Consider the following 26,277-nt stretch of genomic DNA (forward strand, 5'->3'; position numbering starts at 1 on the left):
AGGAACGGACAACAGCGTCCGATTATCGGACGCCTTCGGCCGGTGAACGGGACATATCGGGAGGCGAGATGCCGTACTACCGCAGCGTCGGCGAGGTGCCGCGCAAGCGCCACACCCAGTTCCGGCAGCCCGACGGCAGCCTCTACGCCGAGGAGCTGATGGGCCAGGAAGGCTTCTCCTCCGACTCGTCCCTGCTCTACCACCGGCACGCGCCCACAGCGATCCTGGCCGCCGACGAGTTCACCCCGGCCGCGTTCACCCGGGCACCGAACCTGCCGCTCAAGCCCCGCCACCTGCGCACCCACAAACTGGACACCGGCGGCTCCGACCCCATCCTCGGCCGGCAGTACCTGCTCGCCAACGACGACGTACGGATCGGGTACGTCCTCGCCGACCGGCCCTCGCCGCTGTTCCGCGACGCCACCGGCGACCACTGCCTCTACGTCGAGTCGGGCACCCTGCGGGTCGAGTCCCCGTTCGGGGTGCTGGACGCGGTCGCCGGCGACTACATCGTCATCCCCACCTCGACCATCCACCGGCTGGTGCCCACCGGCGACCAGCCCGTCCGACTGCTCGCCGTCGAGGCGTCCGGGCACATCGGCCCGCCCAAGCGCTACCTCTCCGTGCGCGGCCAGTTCCTGGAGCACTCGCCGTACTGCGAGCGGGACGTCCGCGGCCCCGATGCCCCGCTGCTCGTCGACGACGAGGAGGTCGAGGTGCTGGTCCGCCACCGGTCCCGGGCCGCAGGTCCCGGTGGCAGCGGCACTGCTTGGACTCGTCACACTTATGCCAACCACCCGTTCGACGTGGTCGGCTGGGACGGGCACCTCTACCCGTGGGCGTTCTCCATCCACGACTTCGAGCCGATCACCGGCCGTATCCACCAGCCCCCGCCGGTGCACCAGACCTTCCAGGGGCCCAACTTCGTCATCTGCTCGTTCGTGCCCCGCAAGGTCGACTACCACCCGCAGTCGATCCCGGTGCCGTACAACCACCACAACGTCGACTCCGACGAGATGCTCTTCTACACCGGGGGCAACTACGAGGCGCGCCGCGGCTCCGGCATCGAGCAGGGCTCGATCTCGCTGCACCCGTCCGGTTTCACCCACGGCCCCCAGCCGGGTGCCGCCGAGCGTTCCATCGGCGCGGACTACTTCGACGAGCTGGCCGTCATGGTCGACACCTTCCGCCCACTGGATCTCTGCGGCGCCGCCAGCGCCTGCGAGGACGAGGGGTACGCCTGGACCTGGGCGCGTCGCGGCTAGCGGATCGCGGTTCTGGTGAAGACCGCGAACTCGGCTACCGCCGTGACGGCGATGGCCAGCACAAGGGGCCACGGGGAGCCGACCATGGCGTACACCAGCAACAGCAGTGGCGCGGCGGCCACTGCGTAGACGGCCAGGGCCATCGCGCGGTCCGAGTGCAGCAGGGCGGGCAGGACGGTCCGGGTCAGCCCCGGCAGCCGGGCCGCGAGCTGCCACACGACGATCCCGCCGGTGAGCGCGGCGAGCACCGCCACGATGCGGGAGAACCCGTCGTTCGCCGACGCCGAGAACGCGACAAGTACCGCCGCCACCAGCGACCAGCCCGCGCCGTAGAGCACCAGACGGTGCAGCCCGTACGCGAGGGTTCGCGGCGAGTCGATCCGGCTCGGGCTGACCGTCACCGCCTCCGCGACGTGTTCCAACGCCTCCGACCAACGGCGCTGCTCCAGCCGCATGACCCCCACGTCGTGGCCGGCCTCGGCGAGCCGCGGGTCGAGCCGCAGCGCCTCGCGGTAGGCCCGCTCGGCCAGGTCGAACAGGTCCAGGCGGGCGGCGACCAGGCTGAGCACCAGGTGCGCCTGCGGCTCCTGCGGGGCCAACTCGACGCCGCGCCAGGCCGCGTTCAGCGCCGGCTGACCGTTGCGGGCGCCGGCCAGGATCGCCGCCGCGCTCCGCTGGGCGTACGCGGCGGTCGGGCCGAGGGCGAGGATCCGGTCGGCGGTGGCCGCCGACTCGCTGTAGCGCTCCAGGTCGGCCAGGGCCATCCCCCTGGCCACCAGCGGCGGCAGGGCCTCCGGTGCGGCAGCCACGGCCGTGTCGGCTGCGGTGAGCGCCTCGGCCGGGCGGCCGGCGGCCAGGTGCACCCGGGCCAGCATGGTGAGCGCGTCCACGTCATCCGGCTGGAGGGCCAGACCGTAGGCCAGCTCTCCGGCCGCCTCGTCGTAGCGGCCGAGTTCGGCGAGGAGTTGGGCCCGCTGGACGTAGCCGTCGGCGGCGGACTGGTCGGGGGCGGGGTCGCTGGACATCGCGGCGAGCTTAGGCGGCCGGCGCGTCGTACACCAGGGCCACCGCGACCCCGGCCAAGCCTTCCTCACGCCCGGCGAAGCCGAGCCCGTCGGTGGTCGCCGCCGAGACGGTGACCGGGGCGCCGACCGCGGCGGAGAGGACCTCCTGCGCCTCCGCGCGACGCCGGCCGATCTTGGGGCGGTTGCCGATGACCTGCACGGATACGTTGCCGATCTCCAGGCCGGCGGCCCGCACCCGGCGGGCCGTCTCGGTCAGCAGCGCCACCCCGGACGCGCCGGCCCACTCCGGCTGGCCCACCCCGAAGGCGGAACCGAGATCACCGAGACCGGCGGCGGAGAGCAGCGCGTTGCAGGCGGCGTGCGCGGCCACGTCAGCGTCCGAGTGCCCGGCGAGGCCGTCCTGGTCGGGCCAGAGCAGCCCGGCCACCCAGCAGGGCCGACCCGGCTCGAACGCGTGCACGTCGGTGCCGATGGCCACCCGGGGAACGATCATGATCAGAGGGTACGCGTCAGCCGGCTGCGGCAAGCAGATGCTCGGCCAGAGCCAGGTCGAACGGTCGGGTGATTTTGAGGGCGTATTCCGAGCCGGGCACGCAACTCACCGCGACGCCCTGCTTCTCGACCAGCCCGGCGTCGTCGGTGAGGGAGTCACCGGCGGCCGCGTGCGCGGCGTTGAGCACGGCCCGCCGGAAACCCTGCGGGGTCTGCACCGCGCGCAGGGCGGAACGGTCGACGGTGCCGAGGACCACCTCGTCGGCCCCGACTTCCTTGATCGTGTCGACGACCGGCAGGACCGGTATCACCGCGTCACACCCGCCACGGACCGCCGCCGCGACGGATTCGACCAGCTCGGGTGGGGTGAGCGCCCGGGCGGCATCGTGCACCAGGACGATCGTCGGGCCGGCGGGCACCGCTGCCAGCGCGGCGGCCACCGACGCCTGCCGTTCCGCACCGCCGGGCACCACGATCACCGGTGCGATCGGGGCCAACAGCTCGCGGACGGCCTGCACCTCGGCGGCCGGCGCGGCCACCACGATGGTGTGCACCGAAGGCGCGGCGGCCAGTCGACGCACGGCGTGCACCAACAGCGGCTCACCGGCGAGCAGGCGCAGCGCCTTGGGTCGGCCGGGGCCGAGCCGGACGCCGGCACCCGCCGCAGGCACGAGGACCGCGACGTCACCGCGCGGATTGAGCTGCGCGGTCACGTCGCGGTCCTCGGTGGTTTCTTCACTACGAAGTGGGTACGACGATGCTGTGCGGACTAGGCCTCGGTGAGGACCTTGTCGAGCAGCGTCTCCGCCTCATCCTTGGTGCTCTTCTCGGCCAGCGCGACCTCGCCGACGAGAATGTCGCGGGCCTTGGCGAGCATCCGCTTCTCGCCCGCAGAGAGGCCCCGCTCCCGCTCCCGGCGCCACAGGTCACGCACGACCTCGGCGACCTTCAGCGGGTTGCCGGAAGCCAGCTTTTCCAGATTGGCCTTGTAACGCCGCGACCAGTTGGTCGGCTCCTCGGTGTGCGGAGCCCGCAGAACGTCGAAGACCTTGCCGAGGCCCTCTTCGCCGACCACCTCACGGACGCCCACGATCTCGGCGTTCTCGGCCGGCACCCGGACCGTCAGGTCACCCTGCGCGACCCTCAGGACGAGGTATTGCTTAGGCTCGCCCTTGATGACCCGAGTCTCGATTGCCTCGATGAGTGCGGCCCCGTGGTGGGGGTAAACAACGGTCTCGCCGACACTGAAAACCATAGGTTCGAAACCCCTTTCGCTGTGTCTAGGGTAACACGCTCAGGCACCGATGTCTCACCGATGTCCTGACCGTTGGCGCAGCTCAGGGGCCCTGTGAGAGGTCTTGCTTCAGCTTGACAGGCGGTCAAACCGATGGTTCGAACACGCTCCGTAACGCACAAATGACTGCCCGGTACGGGTGAACAGAACGTCGAGATCAAGGGCTATGCGCTCCTCCATGGTAGCCCGGCCAGCAGGACCGCGCCCAGATGTAGCGCGAGGAGCCCCTGGTGCGGGACCCTGGAGACCGAGCCGCACTCCGCTCTCGAGACGCTTCCAGGAGGTCCGATGGGCAAGCCGGACGCAGAGGGTCACGGGCCAGCCGACGGCCTGCCCGGCCTACCGCCCGAATGGGGCCGCGTGGTGGTTCCCGACGACGCCTCCGCACTGGCCGCCGAGGCCGCTCAGGTCCGCCGTGAGCTGCGCCGGGCCAGTGGCCTCCCGGGCGGCCACCGGGCCCTGGGCCTGCCCCTGGTGGTCCTGCTGGTGGCGGTCCTCACCACGCTGGCCGGCCTGCTGGCAGTCACCTGGCCGCGCGCCAACCGCGGCGCCGACCGGCCGAACCCGGCCCCCTACTCACCACCCGCGACCCTCACCGGTCGGGCGCTGCCCGCACTGGACCTGGTCGACGCCGACGACGCACCCGTGCCACTGCGCGGCCTGCTACCCGCCATGATCATTCTGTTGGACGGCTGCCCCTGCCCGGACCGGGTCACCGACGCCCTGGCGGCCGCGCCCGCCGGCGTCTCCGTGGTCACCGTCAGCCCAGGGCGGACGGCACCGGCCAGGCCCACCATCGAGCGACAGGCTCGCGCCCTGGCCGACCCCGCCGGAGGTCTGCGTTCGTTCCTCGGCCAGCCGGCCCGCCCCGGCACCGCGACCGCCCTGCTGGTCGACCGGGCCGGCACTGTGACCCGGGTGCTGCCCGACCTGGGCACTGTCGAGTCCTACCGGAACGACCTCAGCGCCCTGGCCGCCTGACCGGCGCGCCTACCGGGGCAGCGCGACGAGCTGCGCCTGGATGTCGATCGGCCGCTCGACGGCCGACAGCGACAGCCGGAACGGCCCGCCACCGGGCAGCACCTCGGCACTGGCGACCGTGCCGTCGCAGTCGATGCGCGGCTGACCGTTGATCTTGGCCTCGTCGCTCGTCACCGCCAGCGTGCCCGGCCGGGTGCACCGGTACTGGAGCAGGTAGCGGGAGCCGTCGTCGCTGGCCTGCCGGGTCACATCCTGGCCAGGAGCGAGCTCCCGCTCCTCCCGCCAGATCGTCATCTGGAACGAGGGCAGCTCACCCGCGGGAAAGAGCACCGCAGGATCGCCCTCGATGTCGGTGATCGAGCCCGTCGCCGGGTCGAGCACCACGTGCGAGCCCTTGCGCACCCGAAGGACCTCGCCGGTGTTCGGGTCCAACCTCACCGTCACCCGCTCATCGGGCTCCTCAGCAGCGAGGAGACGTTCCATCGGGGTGCTGATGCTCGGCCCGACCGACGGCACCGCCGCCGCCGAAGGGACAGCCGTCCCGGCCGTCGACGCGGGCGCGGCGGCACGCCACCACCAGCCACCGGCGACCAGGACGGCCACCGCCGCGCCAAACAGGACCACCGAGCGCAGCCGGTCGTCCGAGGTCGCATCCACCCCGTGAGCGTACCGGCCGGAGGCTCAGTCCTGTCGATCCAGCAGGGCGGCGTACAGGGTGAGGCCGGGGCCGAAGGCCAGCATGACGATGCGCCGAGCCGCCGGGGTCGCCCGACCCAACCGGTCCAGGATCAGCAGGACGGTCGGCGACGAACAGTTGCCGTGCTCGTCGAGCGTCGCCCGGGACGCCGCCAGCCCCAGTGGGGGCAACTCCAATTCCCGCTCGACCACGTTGAGGATCCGCGGCCCGCCCGGGTGCACCGCCCAACCGTCCACCTCGGAGCTGGCCACGCCGTGCCGGGCCAACAGGTCGTCAACCAGCCCGCGGACGTGCCTCGACAGCACCTGCGGCACCTTCGGCGACAACCCCATCCGGAACCCGGCGTCGGTGACGTCCCAGGTCATGTGGTCGGCGGTCGAGGTGTCGGTGACGGCGGTGACCTCACGTACCGCGTACCCCCGGCCACCCGGCACGACCACGGCGGCGACCGCGGCGTCCGAGAAGAGCGCGTGGGAGACGATCTGCTGGGTGTCCACCCGGGCACTGGACGGCTGGATGTGCAGGCTGGTCAGCTCCGCGCAGAGCAGCAGCGCCGGACGCCCCCGGGCGGCGACGAAGTCACTGGCCGCGCCGAGCCCCGGCAGCGCCGCGTAACAGCCCATGTGGCCGATGAACATCCGCTGGGTGTCCGCGGCCATGCCCAGGTCCCGGGCGAGCAGGATGTCCAAACCCGGGGTGGCGTACCCGGTGCAGGAGCAGACGATGAACAGCCCGATGTCGCCGGCGCTCAGCCCGGCCGCCGTCAACGCGCGACCCACCGCCTCCTTGCCCAGCGGCAGCGCCTCCACCTGGTAGCGGCGCATCCGGCGCTCGGTCGGCCAGTCCGAGACGTCCTCCAGCAGCGGGTTGACCGCCGCCTGCCGCCGGGTCACCCCCGAGTTGGCGAAGATTCGCTGGGCCAACGACCGGGTGGTGCCGGAGAAGTGCCGGGAGAAGAAGCCCTCCCACAACTCGTCCTGCGAAGCGGACGGCGGCTGCGCTGTCCCGAGCCCCGCGATCACTGGTACGGACACGATCCCCACCTCTCGTCAGATGCTGTCCTCCCCCTGGCCGTCCCACCAGCCGCCTCGGCCGGTCGTCCTTCCGTGCGAGCCCGGTGCGGCGGGCTCACCAACGCGGTGCCGATCCGTCACGATCCGGGTCGCCGCCCAACGCGGCGATGCCGAGCCAGTCGGCGCAGACATCCGACGTGGCCGGGTGCAGCGAGCCGCAGCGGGCGTCGCGGTAGAGCCGCTCCAACGGATGACCACGGCGGGTGGCCGAGGTGCCCGCCGCCTCCAGCACCGATGCCGCCACCTCGGCGGCCGTGGTGCCGGCGAGCAGCTTCGCCCGCCACACCCAGCGGTTGGTCTCCTCGTCACCGGGCGCCTCGTCCACCCGGCGGGCCGCCTCCGCCACCACCAACTGTGCGGCTGCCGTCGCCGCGTCCGCCCGACCCAGCCGGGCCCGCACCGCCGGCAGACCGGCCAGGTTGCGGGCGTTGAGGTGCTCTGCCGCAGCGTCGATCGCCGCGCGGGCGACCCCCACGTAGACGGCCGCGTAGCTGGCCACCAGCCAGTGCGGCATCAGTTGGGCCACCACCAGCGCCAGCCCCTCCACCCCACCGAGCAGCCGGTCGGCGGGCACCGTGACGTCCAGGTGCAGGTCGTGGGAGGAGGTGGCGCGCATGCCGAGCGAATCCCAGGTCGGCTCCACTGTCAGCCCGTCGCCGGCCGGCACCAGGAACTGTGAGACCACCGACTGGTCGGCCGCGCTGCGCGCCGCCACCAGGTAGCCGTCCGCGTGCCCGGCGCCGGAGCAGAACGTCTTGCTGCCCTTGAGGTGCCAGCCCTCGTCGGTCGGCTCGTACGCGGTGGTCAGCTGGGACAGCCGCGCGCCCGCGCCACGCTCGCTCATCGCGACCGCGTACCAGGAGCCCTGTGCCGCCGCGCTGAGCAACCGGTCGCGGGCGGCCAGCGCCTCGTCCGGTACGCCCAGCGCCTCGGCCAACTCCTCGGTGACCGCGCCCAGCGCGCCGGTGACCGAGGCGTGCATGTTGAACACCAGGGCGGTCGCACCGTTGCCCCGGGCAAGCTCAGTGGCCACCGCGGCGTACTCGGCGAAGGTGGCTCCCAGGCCGCCGAGCGCCCGGGGCACCATCAGCCCGAACAGGCCGGCCTCGCGCAGGTCGGCGAAGTCGTCCACGGGGAAGGAACCGTCCCGGTCGTGCTCGGCCGCCCGCGCGGCGAACCGCGGCGCCAACCGGCGTGCTGCCTCAAGCGCGTGCACCGTCATCTCGTCCCCTCCTTGGCGTTCCATACCCCCGCCACGGCCTGACTATCCTTTGCGGACCCCCCGGCCCTGGTAGAGCACTGCGGTGGACCGGGTCGGCACGATGCGCGGCGCGCGGCCGGCGGGCACCGCGCCGGGCGTCCGGCCCGCGCGGGCGCGGCGCAGCAGCCAGGCGAGCACCCCGCCGACCTGCGGACGGATGCCCCGCAGCCGCAGGTCGACACCGTGTCGGGCGCACTCGGCCACCAGCGCCCGCGCGTCCACGAACAACCGTGGATCGTGGATGCCGCGCGGCACCGTCGGCAGCCGCTCGGCGATCCGCACCGCGACGAGCCGGGCCAGCGCCGTGTCGTTCAGGGTGTCCAGCACCAGCACGCCACCGGGGCGCAGCAGGCGGCACGCCTCCGCCACCGCGCGCGGCCAGGCCGGCACGTGCTCCAACAACTCGCCCGCCGAGACCACGTCGGCGCAGCCGTCAGGCAGCGGGACCGCTGTGGCATCACCCTGGACCACCCGCACCCCGTGCTCGGCCGCCTGGACGAGCGCCGAGCGGGTCAGATCCACCCCGACGTGGCGGTAACCCTTGCCGGCCAGGTGCGGCGCGAGCAGGCCGGCACCGCAGCCCAGGTCGACAAGCAACGCGTCCGGACGGGTGGCCGGCGGCACCAGCGCTGCACGCGCCTCCGCCAGCCAGTGCAGCATCGCGAACGCGCCATCCGGCCGCCACCACTCACCGGCCAGATCGTCGTACTGACGCGGATCGTTTCGCGGCAGCACCCTCGCGCCAGTGGACGCCCCGGCCGCAGCCACGTCTCGCATGGAACCGAGCGTGGCACGACTGCTCGGTAACGACCAGACTTCCCTTATGTCGTCGAGGGTGTTAGGGCTGGTCAGAGCGAGCCATCCGGAACCGGCCGCGGCGGTGACCACGGTGGCCGGTCTGCTGGCCTGGGGGGTGGGCCACCGGCCGGCCGGAATCGTCTCGGTGGTGCTCGCCGTGCTGGCCAGCCAGCTCGCCGTCGGCTGGACCAACGACGCGCTGGACGCCGAGCGGGACGCCACTGTGGGGCGTACCGACAAACCGGTCGCCAGTGGCGCGGTCGGTCGGCGCGTCACGGCCTGGGCCGCCGCGGCGGCCGCGGTCGCCTGCCCGCTGCTGGCGCTGACCACGAACCCGACGGCGGCGTTCTGGTTGACGCTCGCCCTGGTCTCCGCCCTGCTCTACGACTGGCCGCTCAAGGCCACCGCGTTCTCGGTGCTGCCCTACGCCGTGTCGTTCGGCGCGCTGCCCGCCTTCGTGGTGCTGGCACTGCCCGGCCAGCCGGCCCCGCCGGTCTGGCTGGTGACGGCGGCGGCCTGCCTGGGCGCCGGCGCGCACTTCGCCAACGTGCTGCCCGACCTGGCCGACGACGCCCGCACCGGCGTGCGTGGCCTGCCCCACCGGCTGGGCGCGGCCGGCAGCCGGTTGGCCGCGGCGGGTCTCCTCCTCGCGGCGACCGCGACCCTGGTCCTCGGACCACCCGGGCCGCCGTCGGCGATCGGCTGGGCGGCGGTCGGCACGGCCGCTGTGGTGCCGCCGCTGAGCTGGTACGCCGGGCGCTCGGCGATCCGGGCCGGCCGGCGGCCGGTGGCGGCCTTCCGGGCGGTGATGCTGGTGGCCCTGATCGACGTGGTTCTGCTGGTGGCGAGCGGTCGGGTGGTGTGAACGCCACCCGGGCAGGTGGCATTGCCGGGTCCGCGTGCGGGCCTCGATCAGTCCCAACTACCCTGGAGCGCGGTCTGCGCGGGTATGGCCACCGTGCCCGGCGTACGGCCCGGGTGGGGATTGTGACGAGGAGGACCGACGTGACGCGCTCGATCAGGGGATCCCGGCGGGCGGCCCTGTTGCTGTCCGGGATTGCGGCGGCCAGCCTGCTGGCTTCGGGATGCGGCACCGGTCAGATCGCCGAGACGGCGTTGAAGGAGCCGTCGGTCCAAGGCGTCAACCTCACCACCAGCAACGGTTCCTTCTCCGTGCGAGGCCTGCTCGTGGACTTCCCGGGCACCGAGGGTTACAAGGCCGGGCAGGACGCGGGGCTCGGCGCGGTGATCTACAACGACTCCAAGGAGACGGTGACGGTCACCGTCACCACGGAGAGCGCCCGCGAGGTGGTGATCAGCGGCGGCTCGGCGAGCCCGTCGCCGTCCGCCTCGGAGTCCGCCTCCCTGAGCCCGTCGCCGTCCGGTTCGGCCAGCCCGTCCAACTCGACCTCCGGTTCGCCGAGCCCGTCGGTGACGCCCTCCGAGACCGGGTCGTCCTCGGCCACCCCGTCCGCCCCGGAGTCGGCGCGGGCGTCCGGTTCGGCCAGCCCCGCCGCTCCCGGCCAGCCGGCCCGGATCGAGCTGGCGCCGTTGAGCTACATCCAGTTCAACTCCGAGGCCACCACCCAGCTCCGGCTGATCGGCCTGACCGAGGCGCTGCGCTCCGGCCAGAACGTCGTCGTGACCTTCGACTTCGGCAACGGCAACACGGTCACCGGCCAGGCGCCGGTCGCGGTGCCGCTCACCCCGGCGGCCCCTCCGTCGCCGATCATCGAGCGCGAGGGCGGCTACGAGGGCAACGAGGGCGGCACGACCCACGAGTGACCCGCGATCCGCACATCGACGAACGCCCCGGCGTGGTGACCACCACGCCGGGGTGTTTTCGTCGTACGCGAGGGCTAGCGTCCTGATGTGACCACCTCCCGATCGACTCCTCCGCGTGGCGGTGCGGCCGGTGCCGCCCGTGGTCGGTCCGCCGCCCGCGACCCGCGGCCGGCCTACCAGTGCGACGCGTGCGGGCACCAGCCGCCCAAGTGGGTGGGGCGCTGCCCGGAGTGCGGCGAGTGGGGGGCGGTGGTCGAGCACACGGTGACCGGCCCGACCGTCTCCGGTCGGGTGGTCAGCTCCCGGATGCCGTCCGAGCCGGCCCGACCGATCGCCACCATCAGCGCCGCTCCGGCCCGTGCCGTGCCCACCGGGGTGAGCGAGCTCGACCGGGTGCTCGGCGGCGGCCTGGTCCCCGGCGCCGTGGTGTTGCTCGCCGGCGAGCCCGGCGTGGGCAAGTCGACCCTCCTGCTCGATGTGGCGCAGCAGTGGGCGGTCGGCGCCGGCAGCCCCTCGCTGGTGGTCAGTGGCGAAGAGTCGGTCAGTCAGGTGCGCCTGCGCGCCGAGCGGATGGGCACCCTGCACGAGCAGCTCTACCTCGCCGCGGAGAGCGACCTGGGCTCGGTGCTCGGTCACCTCGACGCGGTCAAGCCGGGCCTGCTGGTGCTCGACTCGGTGCAGACCATCTCGACCACCGGCACCGAGGGGGTGCCCGGTGGGGTGACCCAGGTCCGCGCGGTCACCGCCGCGCTGGTCTCGGTCGCCAAGGAGCGGGGCATCGCCACAGTGCTGGTCGGCCACGTCACCAAGGACGGCCAGGTGGCCGGGCCTCGGGTGCTGGAGCACCTGGTCGACGTCGTGCTGCACTTCGAAGGCGACAAGCACTCGTCGCTGCGCCTGGTGCGCGGCGTGAAGAACAGGTTCGGCGCTGCCGACGAGGTCGGCTGCTTCGAGATGCACGAGGGCGGCATCAGCAGCCTGGCCGACCCGTCCGGGTTGTTCCTGACCCGCTACGCGGAGCCGGTCCCGGGCACCTGCGTGACAGTGGCAATGGAGGGGCGTCGTGCCCTGGTCACCGAGGTGCAGGCACTGATCGGCGCGACAGTGGCGGGCTCTCCCCGACGCACCGTCTCCGGCCTCGACTCGGCGCGACTGGCGATGGTGCTCGCGGTGCTGCAACGGCGCACCGAGCGGCTGACCCTGCACGACCGGGAGGTCTTCGCGGCCACCGTCGGCGGGATCAGGGTGGTGGAGCCCGCCGCCGACCTGGCGGTGGCGCTGGCGGTCGCCTCCGGCGGGCTCAACCTGGCGATCGCGCCGCACCTGGTGGCGATCGGTGAGGTGGGGCTGACCGGCGAGGTGCGTCGGGTCGGGGCGGTGCCGCGCCGGCTGGCCGAGGCGGCCCGGCTGGGGTTCAAGGTGGCCCTGGTGCCGCCCGGCTGCGGCCCGACCAGCACCGGCGCCGGCCCCGAGCAGATGCGGGTGACCGAGGTCACCGACGTCCGTTCGGCCCTGCACCATGCGGCCCGCGCGTCCGCCGAGTGACCCACCGTGCCGACGAGGGCGGCGAAACCGGACAGCACGTCGCAAGCGGGAAACGTTGAAGAGGGCGGCATCGTGACACATCACAGTAACCACGACAGCACCCACCGCACGGCAGTCCGTAGACTGTGCCCGTGCCGATCGACCGCGATACCACCAAGCCAGCCGGCGCGCCGCCCCAGGCCCGCACCGGCGCCGTGGGCTCGCCCGCCCGCCCGATCAGCGTGAGCGTGACAGCGGGAGCCGCTGGGAGCGCCGGGGACCCGCTACGGGCCAATCTCGCCCTGATGGCCCCCGGCACCGCCTTGCGCGACGGTCTGGAGCGCATCCTGCGGGGCCGCACGGGTGCCCTCATCGTGCTCGGCTACGACAAGGTGGTCGAGGGCCTGTGCACCGGCGGCTTCCCGCTGGACGTGGAGTTCTCCGCGACCCGGGTGCGTGAGCTGTGCAAGATGGACGGCGCTGTGGTGCTCTCCAGCGACGGCACCAGGATCGTCCGGGCGGCCGTGCACCTGATGCCCGACCCGTCCATCCCGACGGAAGAGTCCGGCACCCGGCACCGCACCGCCGAGCGGGTGGCCCGCCAGACCGGCTACCCGGTCATCTCGGTCAGCCAGTCAATGCGGATCATCAGCCTCTACGTCAACGGCCAACGGCACGTGCTCGACGACTCAGCGGCCATCCTCTCCCGGGCCAACCAGGCGCTCGCCACCCTGGAGCGCTACAAGCTCCGGCTGGACGAGGTCTCCGGCACTCTCTCCGCCCTGGAGATCGAGGATCTGGTCACCGTGCGGGACGCGGTTGCCGTGGTGCAGCGACTGGAGATGGTCCGCCGGATCGCCGACGAGATCGCCGGTTACGTGGTGGAGTTGGGCACCGACGGCCGCCTGCTCGCCCTGCAACTCGACGAGCTGATGGCCGGCGTGGACGCCGACCGCACCCTCGTCATCCGGGACTACCTCCCCGTCGGCCGCAAGTCGCGCACCCTGGACGAGGCCCTCGTCGAGCTGGACCTGCTCGGTGCCACCGAGCTGATCGACCTGGTCTCGGTGGCCAAGGCGATCGGTTACCCGGCCGCGTCCGACGCGCTCGACGCCGCGGTCAGTCCGCGCGGCTTCCGACTGCTGGCCAAGGTGCCACGGCTCCCGGTGGCGGTCGTCGACCGCCTGGTGCTGCACTTCGGCAGCCTCCAGCGCCTGCTCGGCGCGACAGTGGAGGACCTGCAGGCCGTCGAAGGGGTCGGTGACGCCCGGGCCCGCGGTGTCCGTGAGGGGCTGTCCCGGCTCGCCGAGGCGTCCATCCTGGAACGCTACGTCTGAGCCGGCTCAGCCGGTGACGGTGAGCTTCACCGGCTCGCTGAGCTTCGTGCCGACCCGGGCGAACACCTGGTACGACCCGACCGGCGGGAACGGCCCTCCGGCCAGCGCACCGTCACAGCGGCTGGTGTCCCGCCCGTTCCACGGCACCTCGTAGGAGCGCTCGAAGTTCGGCGTGAAGGACTGCACGTCCGAGCCCTGGACCTTGCCGCAGGTGTCCGACGACCAGACCTTCTCGGCACCGGACTTGATGAAGATCTCCTGAAGGTCGGCACCGACGTTGCGACTGCACGTCCGGTTCGACGTGTTCTTGATCCTCAGTTGCAGCTCGACCACAGCGCCTCGCTGCACCGAAGTCGGACTCGCCGACGAGACCACGCTGATCTCCCCGTCGGTGCAGGTGCCGTCGTCCTCCGAACCGGCCGCCGCGCCCAGCGGCGGTGTGTTGCTGGTGATCGCCGGGGTCGGATTCGTCGCACCCGAATCAGCGGACGCCGACGATGACGGAGCCCCGGTCTGCGGTGTCAGCAGCGGCCCGCCGGGACCAGGCGTCGCGGCGGACGTCGCCGACGGCGAACCACCCGCCTTCGGCTCCTGACCCCCGGAACGATCCGAACCGGTGCAGGAGTAGAGCAGGACAATCAGGAACAGGAACCCCGCTCCGAGTACGACGGCGCGACGCCGCCAGTACACGGCGGGTGGCAGGGGGCCGACCGTCAGACGCATGATGCCCTCCACCGTAGCCGCGCCGTACTCAGCAGTGCGGCGCGACGCGCCGGAGCCGCTCCGGGGTGCTCGGCCCATCGTCCACTGAGGACGGTACGGCACCCGATCACAGGTAGACCTTGCGCTGATAGACCGCGTGCGCACCGGCCACCCGATCCAGGAAGAGTAGCCCTGCGCAGTGGTCGATCTCGTGCTGCAACGCCCGAGCCTCGAAGCCGTCGGTCACCAGCCGGACCGGCTCGCCGCTGCCCGGCAGATCACCCTCCACCACCAGCCGGCTGGCCCGCTTGACGTCCCCGGTCAGGTCCGGCACCGACATGCAGCCCTCCCGGCCCGGCTTCCACCGCGTCGCCTCGACCACCCGCGCATTGCACAACACGAAGGTGCCGTGCACTGTCACCGCCTTCGGGTGCCCCGTCACGTTTACGGCGAAGACCCGAGCACCCACCCCGACCTGCGGCGCGGCCAACCCGACACAGCCCGGCGAAACCTTCATCGTGGCCACCAGGTCGGCCGCCAACTGGACCGTCTCCTTCGCCGTGGGATCGACCTCGTCCGCGGCACGACTCAACACCGGGTGCGGGGCGGACACCACAGCCCGCACCTCGCCCGGCACGTCCAGCGACTCCGGTGTCCAGTCCCCCAGGCCGAACTCCGGCCCGCGCTCCTCGCCGGTCACAACAGATCCGGGTCCGCAGGCCGGAGAGTGACCTCCACGCCCAGCTCGGCAGCCGTCCGGTGCAGCCGGTCGATCAGAGTGTCCGCCACACCAGCCGGCAACTCGACCTCCGCCAGAACCACGTAGAGCGCACCGGTCAACCGGGTACTCAGGTCCGTGACATTCCCCCCGGCATCCACCAGCACCCGCGTCATCGCCGCGACGATCCCCATCCGGTCCGAACCGTGCACCGCCATCACGTACGGCTCACCCGCCGGAGGCACATCGCCGTCCGGCGTGACCGCGCGTACCGTCGCCAGCAGTTGGCCCTCGGCGGTCAGCGACGCCAGTGCGGCCTCGACCTCGGCGGCGGCCGGGCCGGTGCAGATGAGGGTCATCGCGAAATGCCCCCGCAGCCGCGTCATCGTGCTGTCGGTGAGGTTCGCGCCCAGCCGGGCCAGCACCTCCGCGACGTCGGCCACGATGCCCGGCCGGTCCCGACCGATGACGGTGATCGCGAGCTCGTTCATCCGCGCATTCTCCCCCGTCCGCCGAACGAGGACGTGGCACCCCGCCCGAGCCGCCCACCAAACGGGAACCTCGAGCGTGACATCATCGACGACGCCATGACACAACCCGACTTCGCCACAGTGGTCAGCCGGTGGTTCCAGCAACACGCCCGTGACCTGCCCTGGCGCGAGCCCGGCGTCACCCCGTGGGCCATCCTGGTCAGCGAGGTGATGCTCCAGCAGACACCAGTGGTCCGGGTGGTGCCGGCCTGGCAGGCGTGGCTGACCCGCTGGCCCGATCCGGCCGCGTTGGCGGCGGACACGCCGGCCGAGGCGATCCGGATGTGGGGACGCCTCGGCTACCCCCGTCGGGCGGTCCGACTACGCGAATGCGCGGTAGCGATCGTCGACCGGCACGGCGGCCAGGTGCCGGACCGCCTGGAGCACCTGCTGGCACTGCCCGGCGTCGGCACCTACACGGCGCGAGCGGTAGCCGCCTTCGCCTACGGGCAACGGCACCCGGTGGTCGACACCAACGTCCGCCGGGTGGTGTGCCGGGCGGTGGCCGGCGAACCGGACGCCGGGCCGGTCACCCGACCAGCCGACCTGGTCGCCACCGAAGAGCTACTCCCGACCGAACCGGCCGCAGCGGCGCTGGCCAGCGCCGCGTTCATGGAACTGGGCGCGGTGATCTGCACAGCCCGGTCACCGCGCTGTACCTCCTGCCCCGTCGAGTCGGTCTGCGCGTGGCGGGCATCCGGCCAGGAGGCGCCGGCGGGGCCGACCCGCCGACCCCAGCGGTACGCGGGCACCGACCGACAGGTCCGCGGGCTGCTGCTCGGAGTGCTCCGGGACAGCACCGGGCCGGTCCCGCACCAGCGGCTGGACCAGGTCTGGTCCGACGACGTGCAACGCGCCCGCGCCCTCGCCGGCCTGGTGCAGGACGGCCTGGTCGAACCGGCCGGCGCCGACTCCTTCCGCCTGGTCGGCGACGGCCCGTCCCTCCCAACCGCCGACCTCACCACCTGACCCGCCCACCCTGGCGTCCCCTGCGCGGCGGACGCCGCGCGCCGGACGCCGCGCGGCGCGGCGCGGTGCGCGCTCAAGATCGTGCTCGATCCTGGATGTAGTGGTGTCGGGCGCGCCAGAGGCCACTACATCCAGGATGTTGCGCGATCTTGCCGGTGGGGCCCGCACCGGTAGCGAGGCCATCGCCGGGGCGCCAGCACCTTGCCCGCCATCACGCCCCAGACAACATCAGGGAAAGTGCTGCCTCCGGACGCCGGGAGACAGCACTTTCCCTGATGCTGCGCGGATCTTGACGGCGCAGGCGGCGCGAGGCGCGGGCGGTTGCGGTGGGTGTTGGCCCTGTAGGGATGGCGCAGAAAGGCGGGGCCCCGGTGGCTTGCGCCACCGGGGCCCCGCCCCTTGCTGGTTGTGTTACTCGTCCACGCCTGCGGCGGCGGTGCCAGCGGCAGTGCCACCGAGATCGGCCGGGACGGCGTCCGGAACTTCAACCGGCTTGTCCGAGCCCCGGAAGACGAGCTTGGAATTGTCGATGTCGTCCGGGTCGCCTTCGCAGTCGACCACGACGATCTGACCCGGGGTCAGCTCGTTGAACAGGATCCGCTCGGAGAGGTTGTCCTCGATGTCGCGCTGGATCGTGCGACGAAGCGGACGGGCACCGAGCACCGGGTCGAAGCCCTTCGCGGCCAGGTACTTCTTGGCGTTGTCGGTCAGCTCCAGACCCATGTCCTTGTTCCGCAGCTGGCCCTCGATCCGCTGGATCATGATGTCCACGATCGAGAGGATCTCGGTCTGACGCAGCTGGTGGAAGACGATGGTGTCGTCGATCCGGTTGAGGAACTCAGGCCGGAAATGCTGCTTGAGCTCGTCGTTGACCTTCTGCTTCATCCGGTCGTAGTTGGACTCGGAGTCCTCCGACTGCTGGAAGCCCAGCGACACCGCCTTGGCGACGTCACGGGTGCCCAGGTTGGTGGTCAGGATGATGACCGTGTTCTTGAAGTCCACGATCCGACCCTGACCGTCGGTGAGCCGACCGTCTTCGAGGATCTGCAGGAGCGTGTTGAACACGTCCGGGTGGGCCTTCTCGATCTCGTCGAAGAGGACCACCGAGAACGGCCGACGCCGCACCTTCTCGGTCAGCTGCCCGCCCTCGTCGTAGCCGACGTAGCCGGGAGGGGCACCCACGAGCCGCGACACCGTGTAACGGTCGTGGAACTCGGACATGTCCAGCTGGATGAGGGCGTCCTCGCTGCCGAAGAGGAACTCGGCGAGCGCCTTGGACAGCTCGGTCTTACCGACACCGGACGGGCCGGCGAAGATGAACGAGCCCGACGGGCGCTTCGGGTCCTTCAGGCCGGCCCGGGTACGCCGGATCGCCTTCGAGACCGCCTTGACCGCGTCCTCTTGGCCGATGACGCGCTTGTGCAGCTCGTCCTCCATGCGCAGCAGGCGCGAGGTCTCCTCCTCGGTCAGCTTGTAGACCGGGATGCCGGTCCAGTTGCCGAGCACCTCGGCGATCTGCTCGTCGTCAACCTCGCTGACGACGTCCAGGTCACCGGCCTTCCACTCCTTCTCCCGCTGAGCCTTCTGCCCGAGGAGCTGCTTCTCCTTGTCGCGCAGCTGGGCGGCGCGCTCGAAGTCCTGCGCGTCGATCGCGGACTCCTTGTCGCGACGCACCTGGGCGATGCGCTCGTCGAAGTCACGCAGGTCTGGCGGCGCGGTCATCCGACGGATCCGCATCCGGGCACCGGCCTCGTCGATCAGGTCGATCGCCTTGTCCGGGAGGAAGCGGTCGGAGATGTACCGGTCGGCCAGGGTCGCGGCAGCCACGAGAGCGGCATCCGTGATCGAGACGCGGTGGTGAGCCTCGTAGCGGTCCCGCAGGCCCTTGAGGATCTCGATGGTGTGGGCCAGCGACGGCTCACCCACCTGGATCGGCTGGAAGCGGCGCTCGAGAGCGGCGTCCTTCTCCAGGTGCTTGCGGTATTCATCCAACGTGGTGGCACCGATGGTCTGCAGCTCACCACGGGCCAGCATCGGCTTGAGGATGCTCGCGGCGTCGATCGCGCCCTCGGCGGCACCCGCACCCACCAGGGTGTGGATCTCGTCGATGAACAGGATGATGTCGCCGCGGGTGCGGATCTCCTTGAGCACCTTCTTGAGGCGCTCCTCGAAGTCACCGCGGTAGCGGGAACCGGCGACGAGCGCGCCCAGGTCGAGCGTGTAGAGCTGCTTGTCCTTGAGGGTCTCGGGCACCTCGCCCTTGATGATCTTCTGGGACAGGCCCTCCACCACGGCGGTCTTACCGACGCCGGGCTCACCGATCAGGACCGGGTTGTTCTTGGTACGGCGGGAGAGCACCTGCATGACCCGCTCGATTTCCTTCTCGCGCCCGATGACCGGGTCGAGCTTGCCCTCGCGGGCGGCCTGAGTCAGGTTGCGGCCGAACTGGTCCAGCACCAGGCTGGTCGACGGCGCGGCCTCACCCGGCGCGGCGCCCGCCGCGGCAGGCTCCTTGCCCTGGTAGCCGGAGAGCAGCTGGATCACCTGCTGGCGGACCCGGTTGAGGTCGGCGCCGAGCTTGACCAGCACCTGGGCGGCGACGCCCTCGCCCTCACGGATCAGCCCGAGCAGGATGTGCTCCGTGCCGATGTAGTTGTGGCCGAGCTGCAGCGCCTCGCGCAGCGACAGCTCCAGCACCTTCTTGGCCCGCGGCGTGAACGGGATGTGCCCGCTCGGCGCCTGCTGGCCCTGGCCGATGATCTCCTCGACCTGCTGGCGGACGCCCTCCAGGGAGATGCCGAGGCTCTCCAGGGCCTTTGCCGCGACGCCTTCACCTTCGTGGATCAGGCCCAGCAGGATGTGTTCCGTACCGATGTAGTTGTGGTTGAGCATCCGGGCCTCTTCTTGGGCCAGGACGACAACCCGTCGCGCTCGGTCGGTGAACCGCTCGAACATGCCCTCGTGCTCCTCACGTGCCGTGCGCCTTGATGGTCAAGATCTTGGCGGGGCCGGTGCACGAACGTCCAGGACGGGCGTCCGTGCCTCCTTACTCTATCGTCGCTGACCGACTCAGCTGAGGTCGTGTGTCTCTGCTCTGGGTCGGTTCCACGTCGTTTTGAACAACCGTCCGCGCTCAGGAGGTGTTCCGGTAGCCCTGTCGCTACGCGCAGAGCGAAATCCGACTGGCTCGACGGAAGCCCGATCCGGGGTCCGGAAGCGCTCCGGGAGGGTCCGGAAGGGTGGACCGGCGGTCGCGACGAGCGCCGCGCCGGGCCCTGGGGGAGGTTGTCCACAGGTTGTGGATAGCTGGTCCACTGGTTGTGGACAACGTCGGTCGGCCCGGAATGCTTCCCAGCATGGAACGGCCACGACAACGCCAGCTCGAAACGGACATAACGACGCCCGCCCGGGAGCGTGGCACAACGACGCCGGCCCGGAGCGACGACGGCGTACCGCAGCGGATACGGCGACGCCGGCCCGGAGAACTCCTCCGGCCCGGCGTCGGTGTCGCCTGCGGTGGCGGGCTGGCCACCAAGGTGCTGACGGATCAGCGCTTCGCGTGGAACTCGTCCACGATCTCCTGCGGGATACGACCCCGGTCGGAGATGTCCTTGCCGGCCTTCTTGGCCCACTCCCGGATCGCCTTGTTCTGTTCCCGATCGGCTGTCGCGCCACCCCGACCGCGGGCAGCCCGCCCACCGATCACCACGCCGCCTCGGCCGACCTTGGTGCCGGCACCCACGTACGAGGCAAATGCATCGCGCAATTTCGCGGCGTTGGCGCTCGACAGGTCGATCTCGTACTGAACGCCGTCGAGGGCGAACTTGACGGTCTCGTCCGCGTCCCCGCCGTCCAGGTCATCGACCAGCTTGTGAATGATCTGCTTGGCCACGTCCCACATTCCTTTCGAGCAGGGTGCTCCTGCTAACGAGAGCACAATAACCCCCGCGCCGCTCGTCGCGTCAATAGGATCCGGTTACGGCTCGGCGTGAGTCTGGGCGGGACTACTCCGGGCGGACCAACGGGAAGAGGATCGTTTCCCGAATTCCCAGCCCGGTCAGGGCCATCAACAGCCGGTCGATTCCCATTCCCATACCGCCGGCCGGCGGCATTCCATACTCCATCGCCCGAAGAAAGTCCTCGTCGAGACGCATCGCCTCGTCGTCGCCGCGCGCGGCCAACTGCGCCTGGGCGACCAGCCGTTCCCGCTGCACGATCGGGTCGACCAGCTCGGAGTACGCAGTGCCCAGCTCGAAGCCGAGCACGTAGAGGTCCCACTTCTCGGCCAGCCCCGGCTCGCTGCGGTGCGCCCGGGTGAGCGGGCTGGTCTCCTCCGGGTAGTCCCGTACGAAGGTGGGCGCCTCCAGGCCGGGAACGACCAGTTCCTCGAACAACTCTTCGGCCAGCTTGCCCGGGCCCCACTTCGGGTCCACGGCCAATCCCACCTTGTCCGCGTACTCCACCAGGCGGGTGCGTTCGGTGCGGACCGTGACCTCCTCGCCCAGCGCTTCGGAAAGCACACCGAACAGCGTCACGGACCGCCACTCGCCGCCCAGGTCGAACTCGCGCCCGCCGGCGTGGGTCACCACAGTCGAGCCGCTCACCGCGATCGCCGCCTGTTGCACGAGATTGCGGGTCAACTCGGCCATCGTGTCGTAGTCGCCGTACGCCTGGTACGTCTCCAGCATCGCGAACTCCGGTGAGTGCGAAGAGTCGACACCCTCATTACGGAAGTTGCGGTTGATCTCGAAGACTCGGTCGACGCCGCCGACCACAGCGCGCTTGAGAAACAGTTCCGGAGCGATTCGCAGATACAGATCGGTGTCCAACGCATTGCTGTGGGTCACGAACGGTCGAGCTGCCGCGCCGCCATGCAGCAGTTGCAACATCGGCGTTTCCACCTCGATGAAGCCCTGCCCGTGCAGTGAATCGCGCAGACTGCGTACCGCGGCGGCCCGGGTACGCACCATCTCCCGTGCCTGCGGCCGGACGATCAGGTCGACGTAACGCTGCCGGACCCGCGCCTCCTCGGAAAGGGGCTTGTGGGCCACCGGCAACGGTCGCAGCGCCTTGGCGGTCATCTCCCACTGCTGGGCCAACACCGACAGCTCACCCCGACGGCTGGTGATCACCTCACCGGTGACGCCGACGTGGTCGCCGAGGTCGACGAGGCGCTTCCACGCCTCCAGCTGCTCCGGCCCGACCCGGTCCAGGGAGAGCATCGCCTGCAACTCGGTGCCGTCGCCGTCCCGCAGGGTCGCGAAGCAGAGCTTGCCCGTGTTGCGTACGAAGATCACCCGGCCGGTGACCGCGACCTGGTCGCCGGTCGCGGTGTCGGTCGGCAGGTCGGCGTACTTCGCCCGGACCTGCGCCAGGGTGGCGGTGCGGGGGAAGCCGACCGGGTAGGGCTCGATGCCCTCGGCGAGCATCCGGTCCCGCTTCTCCCGGCGGACCTTCATCTGCTCGGGAAGGTCGTCGGCGGGGTCCACTGGCACGGGGTTCTGCTCGCTCACGGCACGCTTCCTCGTCACGGAGATACAGGGGTCAGGCCCGAGCGTACTCAAGCGGTCCGGAGGCCGTTACGGGATAACCTGCCCGTCATGGTCGATCACACTCACGCCCTGTCGTTCGGTGCCGCCGCGAGTAATTACGACCGGTTTCGACCACGTTATCCCGAGGTTGCGGTCCGGTGGGCACTCGACGGGCTGAGCGAAGCCCGGGTGGTCGACCTCGCGGCCGGCACCGGCATCCTGACCCGGGCCGTCCTCGCCCTGGGTCACGAGGTCGTACCGGTGGAGCCCGATCCGGGGATGCGGACGCAGCTCGCCGCCAGCACCCCGGGCACGACGGCGCTGGCGGGCAGCGCCGAGGCAGTGCCCCTACCCGACTCGACGGTGGACGCGGTGCTGGTCGGGACGGCGTACCACTGGTTCGACCGGGAGCTCGCGCACGCCGAGATCGCCCGGGTGCTCCGCGCCGGCGGCACCTTCGCCCCGGTGTGGAACATCCGGGACGACAGCGTCGACTGGGTGGCCGAGCTGGGTCGCATCGCCCACTTCGGGGACAGGTCGACCCTCCAGCTCATCGGCGAGCACCCGGACTTCGGCCCCGCGTTCGACACCGTCGAGCAGCGCGAGTTCACGCACCGCACCACGCTCACGCCGGACGAGCTGCTCGGCATGGTCCGCACCCGCTCGTACTGGCTCACCGCCACCACAGAGGATCAACAGCGGGTCGAGCGGGAGCTGACCGAACTCCTGACCACCCACCCCGCCCTGGCTGGCCGGGACACCATCGAGCTGCCGTACCGGACGCTGGTGCTGCGCGCCCGGCGGCGCTGACGCCGGCACGAAGGGCGGCCCGACGGCGGCCGGGTTCACAGGTTGCGGTCGTAGACCATCCGCAGGCCGATCAGCGTGATCATCGGCTCGTGGTGGGTGATGCTGCGGCACTCGTTGATCACCAGGGAGGCGAGGCCGCCGGTGGCGATCACCGCCCGCACCTCGCCAAGCTCCTCGGTCATCCGCTCGACGATCCGGTCCACCTGACCGGCGAAGCCGAAGTACAGGCCGGCCTGGAGGCACTCCACGGTGTTCTTGCCGATCACCGAACGGGGCTTGGTGGCCTCGACCTTGCGCAGCTGCGCGGCACGGGCGGCCAGCGCGTCGAAGGAGATCTCGATGCCCGGGGCGAACGCGCCACCGAGGAACTCACCACGCTCGCTGATCACATCGAAGTTGGTGGTGGTGCCGAAGTCCACAACGATCGACGGCCCGCCGTAGAGGGTGTACGCGGCCAGGGTGTTCACCACCCGGTCGGCGCCGACCTCCTTCGGGTTGTCGATCGCCAACTGCACCCCGGTCCGCACCCCCGGCTCGACCACGACGCTCGGCAGGTCGGCGTAGTAACGGCTGAGCATGGTGCGCAGCGACCGCAGCGCGGCCGGCACCGTGGAGCAGGCGGCGACACCGGTGATCTCGACGTTGTCCCCGGCGAGCAGGCCCCGGAACATCAGGCCCAGCTCGTCCGCCGTCGAACGGGCATCGGTCTTGATCCGCCAGGAGTGCACCAGCTTGTCGCCGTCGAAGGTCGCCAGCACGGTGTTGGTGTTTCCGATGTCGATGCAGAGCAGCACGCACGCAGCCTAGACAACTACTCGGTGCGCAGGTCCAGCGCGATGTCCAGGATCGGCGACGAGTGGGTCAACGCGCCCACCGAGAGGAAGTCCACGCCGGTGGCCGCGTACCGGCCGGCCACCTCCAGGGTCAGCCCACCGGTCGCCTCCAGCTCCGCCCGGTCACCCACAGCGGTCACCGCCTCGGCCAGCACCTCCGGCGTCATGTTGTCGCAGAGCAGGAAGTTCGCCCCGGCCTCCACCGCCTCCACCGCCTCGTCGACTCCTGTCACCTCGACCTGCACCGGCACCTCCGGGAACGCCTCCCGGACCCGCCGGTAGGCCGCCGTGATGCTCCCGGCCGCCAGCTTGTGGTTGTCCTTGATCATGGCCACGTCGTAGAGGCCCATCCGCTTGTTGGTGCCACCGCCGGCCCGCACCGCGTACTTCTCCAGCGCCCGCAGGCCCGGCGTCGTCTTGCGGGTGTCCAGCACCATGGCCTTCGTGCCGGCCAGCGCGTCCGCCCAGGCGCGGGTGTGGGTGGCCACCCCGGACATCCGGCAGAGCAGGTTGAGCGCCGTCCGCTCGGCCGTCAGCAGCAACCGGGTCGGGCCGGTCACCGTCGCCAGCACGTCACCGCGGGCCACCCGCTCGCCGTCGCGGGCCAGCACCGACACCTCGACGGTACGGCCGAAGCCCGTCACCTCGCCCACCAGCTCGAACACGGCGGCGGCCACCGCCATCCCGGCCACCACCCCGTCCGCGCGGGCCACCAGGTCGGCGGTGTCGGTCTGCTCCGCCGGAATGGTGGCCACGCTGGTGACGTCGAGGAAATCCGGGCCCAGATCCTCGACCAGCGCACCCTCGATCACCTGCCGCACCAACGCCGGGTCCAGCCCAGCCGCCCGCAACGCCGCCTGCGTCGACTCCGTCATCGTCGCCTCCTTCGTTCCCGACTGCGGGGCTCGCAAGATCGGCTCACTCCTCGCGCTCACTGGATCCCCTCCCACTGTTGCGTCACCCGGCCCTGCGCCCCTACCGCACCGACCAGATGGCCCAGCCACCGCTCGTCGGCCGTCGGGAAGTCCTCCCGCCAGTGGCAGCCCCGGGTCTCACCACGGGCGTACGCGGCGGCGACAAGCGTCGACGCCACGGTGAGCAGGTTCGTCGCCTCCCAGTCGGCGGTCCGCGGTCGGCCCCGGGCCACGCCCAGCTCGGTCAACGTCGCGGCCGTCCCGGCCAGCGTCGCCGCGGACCGGAGCACCCCGGCGCCCCGGGTCATCGCCCGTTGCAGGGTCGGCGTCACCTCGGCGGGCAGCACCCAGCCCGTACCGCCACGCCAGGCGCCGGTGTCCGCCGGCTGGGCCTGCTCGGGCAGGCCGGCGGCGATGTCCTCGGCGATCCGCCGGGAGAAGACAAGACCCTCCAGCAACGAGTTGCTGGCCAGCCGGTTCGCGCCGTGCACGCCCGTGCAGGCCACCTCGCCGCAGGCGTACAGGCCGGGGATGGAGGTGCGGCCGCGCAGATCGGTGCGGACCCCGCCGGAGGCGTAGTGGGCGGCCGGCGCCACCGGGATCAGGTCGGTCGCCGGGTCCACGCCGATCGCCAGGCAGGACGCCACGATGGTGGGGAAACGGCCGGCCAGGAAGTCGCCGCCCAGGTGCCGGGCGTCGAGGAAGACGTGGTCCGCGCCGGTGGCCAGCAGCACCCGGTGGATGCCCTTGGCCACCACGTCCCGGGGCGCCAGCTCGGCCAACTCGTGCTGGCCCACCATGAACCGCTTGCCGTCGGAGTCCACCAGGTACGCGCCCTCGCCGCGCAGCGCCTCCGAGACCAGCGGCTGCTGCGCGTGCCCGGCACCGGGCACCCCCGCGCCGGGCGGGGTGATCAGGGCGGTCGGGTGGAACTGGACGAACTCCACGTCGGTCACCGCAGCGCCGGCCCGCAACGCCAGCGCCACCCCGTCGCCGGTGGAGACCGCCGGGTTGGTGGTGGCCGAGAAGATCTGCCCCATCCCGCCGGTGGCGAGCACCACCGCACGGGCCAGCAGCGCGCCGACGCCGTCCTCGCTGCCCTCACCCAGCACGTGCAGGGTGATCCCGCAGGCTGGGCCGAGCCCGTCCGGGCCGTCTCCGGGGGCGCGCAGCAGATCCAGTACGAGGGCGTGCTCGACCAGCCGGATCCACGGGTCGCGTTGCACAGCTGCGTGCAGGGCCCGCTGCACCTCGGCACCTGTGGCGTCCCCGCCAGCATGCACGATCCGGTCGGCCCGGTGCCCGCCCTCGCGGGTCAGCATCAGCGAGCCGTCGGCGTGACGATCGAACTCGGCGCCGATCCGCATCAGCTCACGGAGCCGGGTCGGGCCCTCCTCGACCAGCACCCGGACCGCAGCCGGGTCGCACAGCCCCACCCCGGCGACCTCGGTGTCCCGGGCATGCGCCGCTGGGGTGTCGGCCGGGTCGAGGACGGCGGCGATGCCGCCCTGCGCCCACCGGGTCGAGCCGTCGTCGATGTTGACCTTGGTTACCACCGTGACGTGCAGACCCGCCTCCCGCAGGTGCAGCGCCGCGGTCAACCCGGCCACGCCGGAACCCACCACGATCACGTCGGTGGTCTCCACCCAGCCGGGCGCGGGCGCGGCCAGCAGCGCGGGCAGGGCAGGCAGGTCGACGGTCGGGAGGTCCATCCCCCCAGTCAACCCGAACCATCCTC

At 71.6% G+C, this 26,277-nt stretch carries 25 protein-coding genes; 8 read left to right on the plus strand and 17 right to left on the minus strand.

Annotated elements, in window-relative coordinates; translation table 11 throughout:
* Nucleotides 1-68: 68 nt before the first annotated feature.
* Entirely contained in the window at nt 69-1,265 is a 1,197-nt protein-coding gene (locus tag IW249_RS07440; protein ID WP_196920074.1) for a homogentisate 1,2-dioxygenase, read from the plus strand.
* Here the strand turns inward: IW249_RS07440 and IW249_RS07445 are convergent.
* From IW249_RS07445 to IW249_RS07460, 4 genes are read right to left on the minus strand one after another with little or no spacing between them, the layout of a single operon-like run.
* Nucleotides 1,262-2,290 carry a tetratricopeptide repeat protein gene (locus IW249_RS07445; RefSeq protein ID WP_196920075.1) on the minus strand — a complete coding sequence of 343 codons (1,029 nt, stop codon included), beginning with the start codon at nt 2,288-2,290 and terminating at the stop codon, nt 1,262-1,264. The two genes, IW249_RS07440 and IW249_RS07445, sit on opposite strands and share 4 nt — an antisense overlap.
* Nucleotides 2,291-2,300: 10 nt before the next feature.
* Nucleotides 2,301-2,786 (minus strand): 2-C-methyl-D-erythritol 2,4-cyclodiphosphate synthase, encoded by a 486-nt coding sequence (gene ispF / locus IW249_RS07450; RefSeq protein WP_196924679.1) that lies wholly within the window; start codon nt 2,784-2,786, stop codon nt 2,301-2,303.
* Nucleotides 2,787-2,799: 13 nt separating this feature from the next.
* The gene (ispD, locus tag IW249_RS07455; protein ID WP_196920076.1) at nt 2,800-3,495 is read right to left on the minus strand and encodes a 2-C-methyl-D-erythritol 4-phosphate cytidylyltransferase; all 696 of its coding nucleotides are present in this window, start codon (nt 3,493-3,495) and stop codon (nt 2,800-2,802) included.
* 56 nt (nt 3,496-3,551) lie between these two features.
* A complete protein-coding gene (locus tag IW249_RS07460; protein ID WP_007073334.1) occupies nt 3,552-4,037 on the minus strand; it encodes a CarD family transcriptional regulator in 486 nt (161 codons plus the stop codon).
* A gap of 327 nt (nt 4,038-4,364) precedes the next feature.
* On the opposite strand from IW249_RS07460, the gene IW249_RS07465 reads away from it, so the two are divergent.
* Nucleotides 4,365-5,057, plus strand: coding sequence for a hypothetical protein (locus IW249_RS07465; RefSeq protein ID WP_196920077.1), 693 nt, complete (start codon nt 4,365-4,367; stop codon nt 5,055-5,057).
* A gap of 9 nt (nt 5,058-5,066) precedes the next feature.
* On the opposite strand, the gene IW249_RS07470 is transcribed toward IW249_RS07465, so the two are convergent.
* The 4 genes from IW249_RS07470 to IW249_RS07485 all read right to left on the minus strand — a co-directional run bounded on the left by IW249_RS07470 (nt 5,067) and on the right by IW249_RS07485 (nt 8,865).
* Entirely contained in the window at nt 5,067-5,714 is a 648-nt protein-coding gene (locus IW249_RS07470; protein ID WP_196920078.1) for a flagellar basal body-associated FliL family protein, read from the minus strand.
* A 24-nt stretch (nt 5,715-5,738) separates the two neighbouring features.
* Entirely contained in the window at nt 5,739-6,788 is a 1,050-nt protein-coding gene (locus IW249_RS07475) for a type III polyketide synthase (RefSeq protein ID WP_196920079.1), read from the minus strand.
* 94 nt (nt 6,789-6,882) lie between these two features.
* Complete coding sequence (locus IW249_RS07480; RefSeq protein ID WP_196920080.1) at nt 6,883-8,049, minus strand: acyl-CoA dehydrogenase family protein; 1,167 nt, start codon at nt 8,047-8,049, stop codon at nt 6,883-6,885.
* Between the two features lie 42 nt (nt 8,050-8,091).
* The gene (locus IW249_RS07485) at nt 8,092-8,865 is read right to left on the minus strand and encodes a class I SAM-dependent methyltransferase (protein ID WP_196920081.1); all 774 of its coding nucleotides are present in this window, start codon (nt 8,863-8,865) and stop codon (nt 8,092-8,094) included.
* A gap of 46 nt (nt 8,866-8,911) precedes the next feature.
* Here IW249_RS07485 and IW249_RS07490 point away from each other — a divergent pair, with 46 nt between their 5' ends.
* The 4 genes from IW249_RS07490 to disA all read left to right on the plus strand — a co-directional run bounded on the left by IW249_RS07490 (nt 8,912) and on the right by disA (nt 13,532).
* Nucleotides 8,912-9,751 carry a UbiA family prenyltransferase gene (locus IW249_RS07490; RefSeq protein WP_372433028.1) on the plus strand — a complete coding sequence of 280 codons (840 nt, stop codon included), beginning with the start codon at nt 8,912-8,914 and terminating at the stop codon, nt 9,749-9,751.
* Nucleotides 9,752-9,891: 140 nt separating this feature from the next.
* Complete coding sequence (locus IW249_RS07495; RefSeq protein ID WP_196920083.1) at nt 9,892-10,671, plus strand: hypothetical protein; 780 nt, start codon at nt 9,892-9,894, stop codon at nt 10,669-10,671.
* 87 nt (nt 10,672-10,758) lie between these two features.
* Nucleotides 10,759-12,216: a DNA repair protein RadA gene (gene radA, locus IW249_RS07500; RefSeq protein WP_196920084.1), complete on the plus strand. Its 1,458-nt coding sequence runs from the start codon at nt 10,759-10,761 to the stop codon at nt 12,214-12,216.
* A gap of 131 nt (nt 12,217-12,347) precedes the next feature.
* A complete protein-coding gene (disA, locus tag IW249_RS07505; protein WP_030327921.1) occupies nt 12,348-13,532 on the plus strand; it encodes a DNA integrity scanning diadenylate cyclase DisA in 1,185 nt (394 codons plus the stop codon).
* Between the two features lie 6 nt (nt 13,533-13,538).
* Here disA and IW249_RS07510 read toward each other — a convergent pair whose 3' ends face one another.
* The 3 genes from IW249_RS07510 to IW249_RS07520 form a co-directional block, all read right to left on the minus strand.
* Nucleotides 13,539-14,255, minus strand: a complete 717-nt coding sequence (locus IW249_RS07510) for a hypothetical protein (protein WP_196920085.1) — start codon at nt 14,253-14,255, stop codon at nt 13,539-13,541.
* A gap of 106 nt (nt 14,256-14,361) precedes the next feature.
* The gene (locus IW249_RS07515) at nt 14,362-14,934 is read right to left on the minus strand and encodes a peptide deformylase (RefSeq protein WP_196920086.1); all 573 of its coding nucleotides are present in this window, start codon (nt 14,932-14,934) and stop codon (nt 14,362-14,364) included.
* Nucleotides 14,931-15,443, minus strand: a complete 513-nt coding sequence (locus tag IW249_RS07520) for a glycine cleavage system transcriptional repressor (RefSeq protein ID WP_196920087.1) — start codon at nt 15,441-15,443, stop codon at nt 14,931-14,933. The genes IW249_RS07515 and IW249_RS07520 overlap by 4 nt, the downstream gene beginning before the upstream one ends.
* Before the next feature lie 96 nt (nt 15,444-15,539).
* Here IW249_RS07520 and IW249_RS07525 point away from each other — a divergent pair, with 96 nt between their 5' ends.
* Complete coding sequence (locus tag IW249_RS07525) at nt 15,540-16,451, plus strand: iron-sulfur binding domain-containing protein (RefSeq protein WP_196920088.1); 912 nt, start codon at nt 15,540-15,542, stop codon at nt 16,449-16,451.
* A 411-nt stretch (nt 16,452-16,862) separates the two neighbouring features.
* Here the strand turns inward: IW249_RS07525 and IW249_RS07530 are convergent, their stop codons facing one another.
* From IW249_RS07530 to lysS, 3 genes are all read right to left on the minus strand, one after another.
* Entirely contained in the window at nt 16,863-19,406 is a 2,544-nt protein-coding gene (locus tag IW249_RS07530) for an ATP-dependent Clp protease ATP-binding subunit (protein WP_196920089.1), read from the minus strand.
* Between the two features lie 592 nt (nt 19,407-19,998).
* Nucleotides 19,999-20,343, minus strand: a complete 345-nt coding sequence (locus IW249_RS07535) for a histone-like nucleoid-structuring protein Lsr2 (RefSeq protein ID WP_036392792.1) — start codon at nt 20,341-20,343, stop codon at nt 19,999-20,001.
* A 112-nt stretch (nt 20,344-20,455) separates the two neighbouring features.
* Entirely contained in the window at nt 20,456-21,964 is a 1,509-nt protein-coding gene (lysS, locus tag IW249_RS07540; RefSeq protein WP_196920090.1) for a lysine--tRNA ligase, read from the minus strand.
* 87 nt (nt 21,965-22,051) lie between these two features.
* On the opposite strand from lysS, the gene IW249_RS07545 reads away from it, so the two are divergent.
* Nucleotides 22,052-22,792 carry a class I SAM-dependent methyltransferase gene (locus IW249_RS07545; protein ID WP_196920091.1) on the plus strand — a complete coding sequence of 247 codons (741 nt, stop codon included), beginning with the start codon at nt 22,052-22,054 and terminating at the stop codon, nt 22,790-22,792.
* 35 nt (nt 22,793-22,827) lie between these two features.
* Here IW249_RS07545 and IW249_RS07550 read toward each other — a convergent pair whose 3' ends face one another.
* From IW249_RS07550 to IW249_RS07560, 3 genes are read right to left on the minus strand one after another with little or no spacing between them, the layout of a single operon-like run.
* Nucleotides 22,828-23,586 (minus strand): type III pantothenate kinase, encoded by a 759-nt coding sequence (locus tag IW249_RS07550; RefSeq protein WP_091403191.1) that lies wholly within the window; start codon nt 23,584-23,586, stop codon nt 22,828-22,830.
* A 17-nt stretch (nt 23,587-23,603) separates the two neighbouring features.
* Complete coding sequence (nadC, locus tag IW249_RS07555; RefSeq protein WP_196920092.1) at nt 23,604-24,500, minus strand: carboxylating nicotinate-nucleotide diphosphorylase; 897 nt, start codon at nt 24,498-24,500, stop codon at nt 23,604-23,606.
* 56 nt (nt 24,501-24,556) lie between these two features.
* Nucleotides 24,557-26,251, minus strand: coding sequence for an L-aspartate oxidase (locus IW249_RS07560; protein ID WP_196920093.1), 1,695 nt, complete (start codon nt 26,249-26,251; stop codon nt 24,557-24,559).
* Between the last annotated feature and the right edge of the window lie 26 nt (nt 26,252-26,277).

It is taken from the genome of Micromonospora vinacea (genome assembly GCF_015751785.1).
In the GTDB taxonomy this organism is placed as follows: domain Bacteria; phylum Actinomycetota; class Actinomycetes; order Mycobacteriales; family Micromonosporaceae; genus Micromonospora; species Micromonospora vinacea.

Coding starts and splice junctions, on each gene's coding strand:
- IW249_RS07510 (WP_196920085.1), bottom strand. CDS start 14,255: ATGCGTCTGACGGTCGGCCCCCTGCCACCCGCCGTGTACTGGCGGCGT.
- nadC (WP_196920092.1), bottom strand. CDS start 24,500: ATGACGGAGTCGACGCAGGCGGCGTTGCGGGCGGCTGGGCTGGACCCG.
- IW249_RS07440 (WP_196920074.1), top strand. CDS start 69: ATGCCGTACTACCGCAGCGTCGGCGAGGTGCCGCGCAAGCGCCACACC.
- IW249_RS07445 (WP_196920075.1), bottom strand. CDS start 2,290: ATGTCCAGCGACCCCGCCCCCGACCAGTCCGCCGCCGACGGCTACGTC.
- IW249_RS07525 (WP_196920088.1), top strand. CDS start 15,540: ATGACACAACCCGACTTCGCCACAGTGGTCAGCCGGTGGTTCCAGCAA.
- IW249_RS07530 (WP_196920089.1), bottom strand. CDS start 19,406: ATGTTCGAGCGGTTCACCGACCGAGCGCGACGGGTTGTCGTCCTGGCC.
- IW249_RS07560 (WP_196920093.1), bottom strand. CDS start 26,251: ATGGACCTCCCGACCGTCGACCTGCCTGCCCTGCCCGCGCTGCTGGCC.
- IW249_RS07545 (WP_196920091.1), top strand. CDS start 22,052: ATGGTCGATCACACTCACGCCCTGTCGTTCGGTGCCGCCGCGAGTAAT.
- IW249_RS07485 (WP_196920081.1), bottom strand. CDS start 8,865: ATGCGAGACGTGGCTGCGGCCGGGGCGTCCACTGGCGCGAGGGTGCTG.
- IW249_RS07465 (WP_196920077.1), top strand. CDS start 4,365: ATGGGCAAGCCGGACGCAGAGGGTCACGGGCCAGCCGACGGCCTGCCC.
- IW249_RS07490 (WP_372433028.1), top strand. CDS start 8,912: ATGTCGTCGAGGGTGTTAGGGCTGGTCAGAGCGAGCCATCCGGAACCG.
- IW249_RS07460 (WP_007073334.1), bottom strand. CDS start 4,037: ATGGTTTTCAGTGTCGGCGAGACCGTTGTTTACCCCCACCACGGGGCC.
- IW249_RS07520 (WP_196920087.1), bottom strand. CDS start 15,443: ATGAACGAGCTCGCGATCACCGTCATCGGTCGGGACCGGCCGGGCATC.
- IW249_RS07480 (WP_196920080.1), bottom strand. CDS start 8,049: ATGACGGTGCACGCGCTTGAGGCAGCACGCCGGTTGGCGCCGCGGTTC.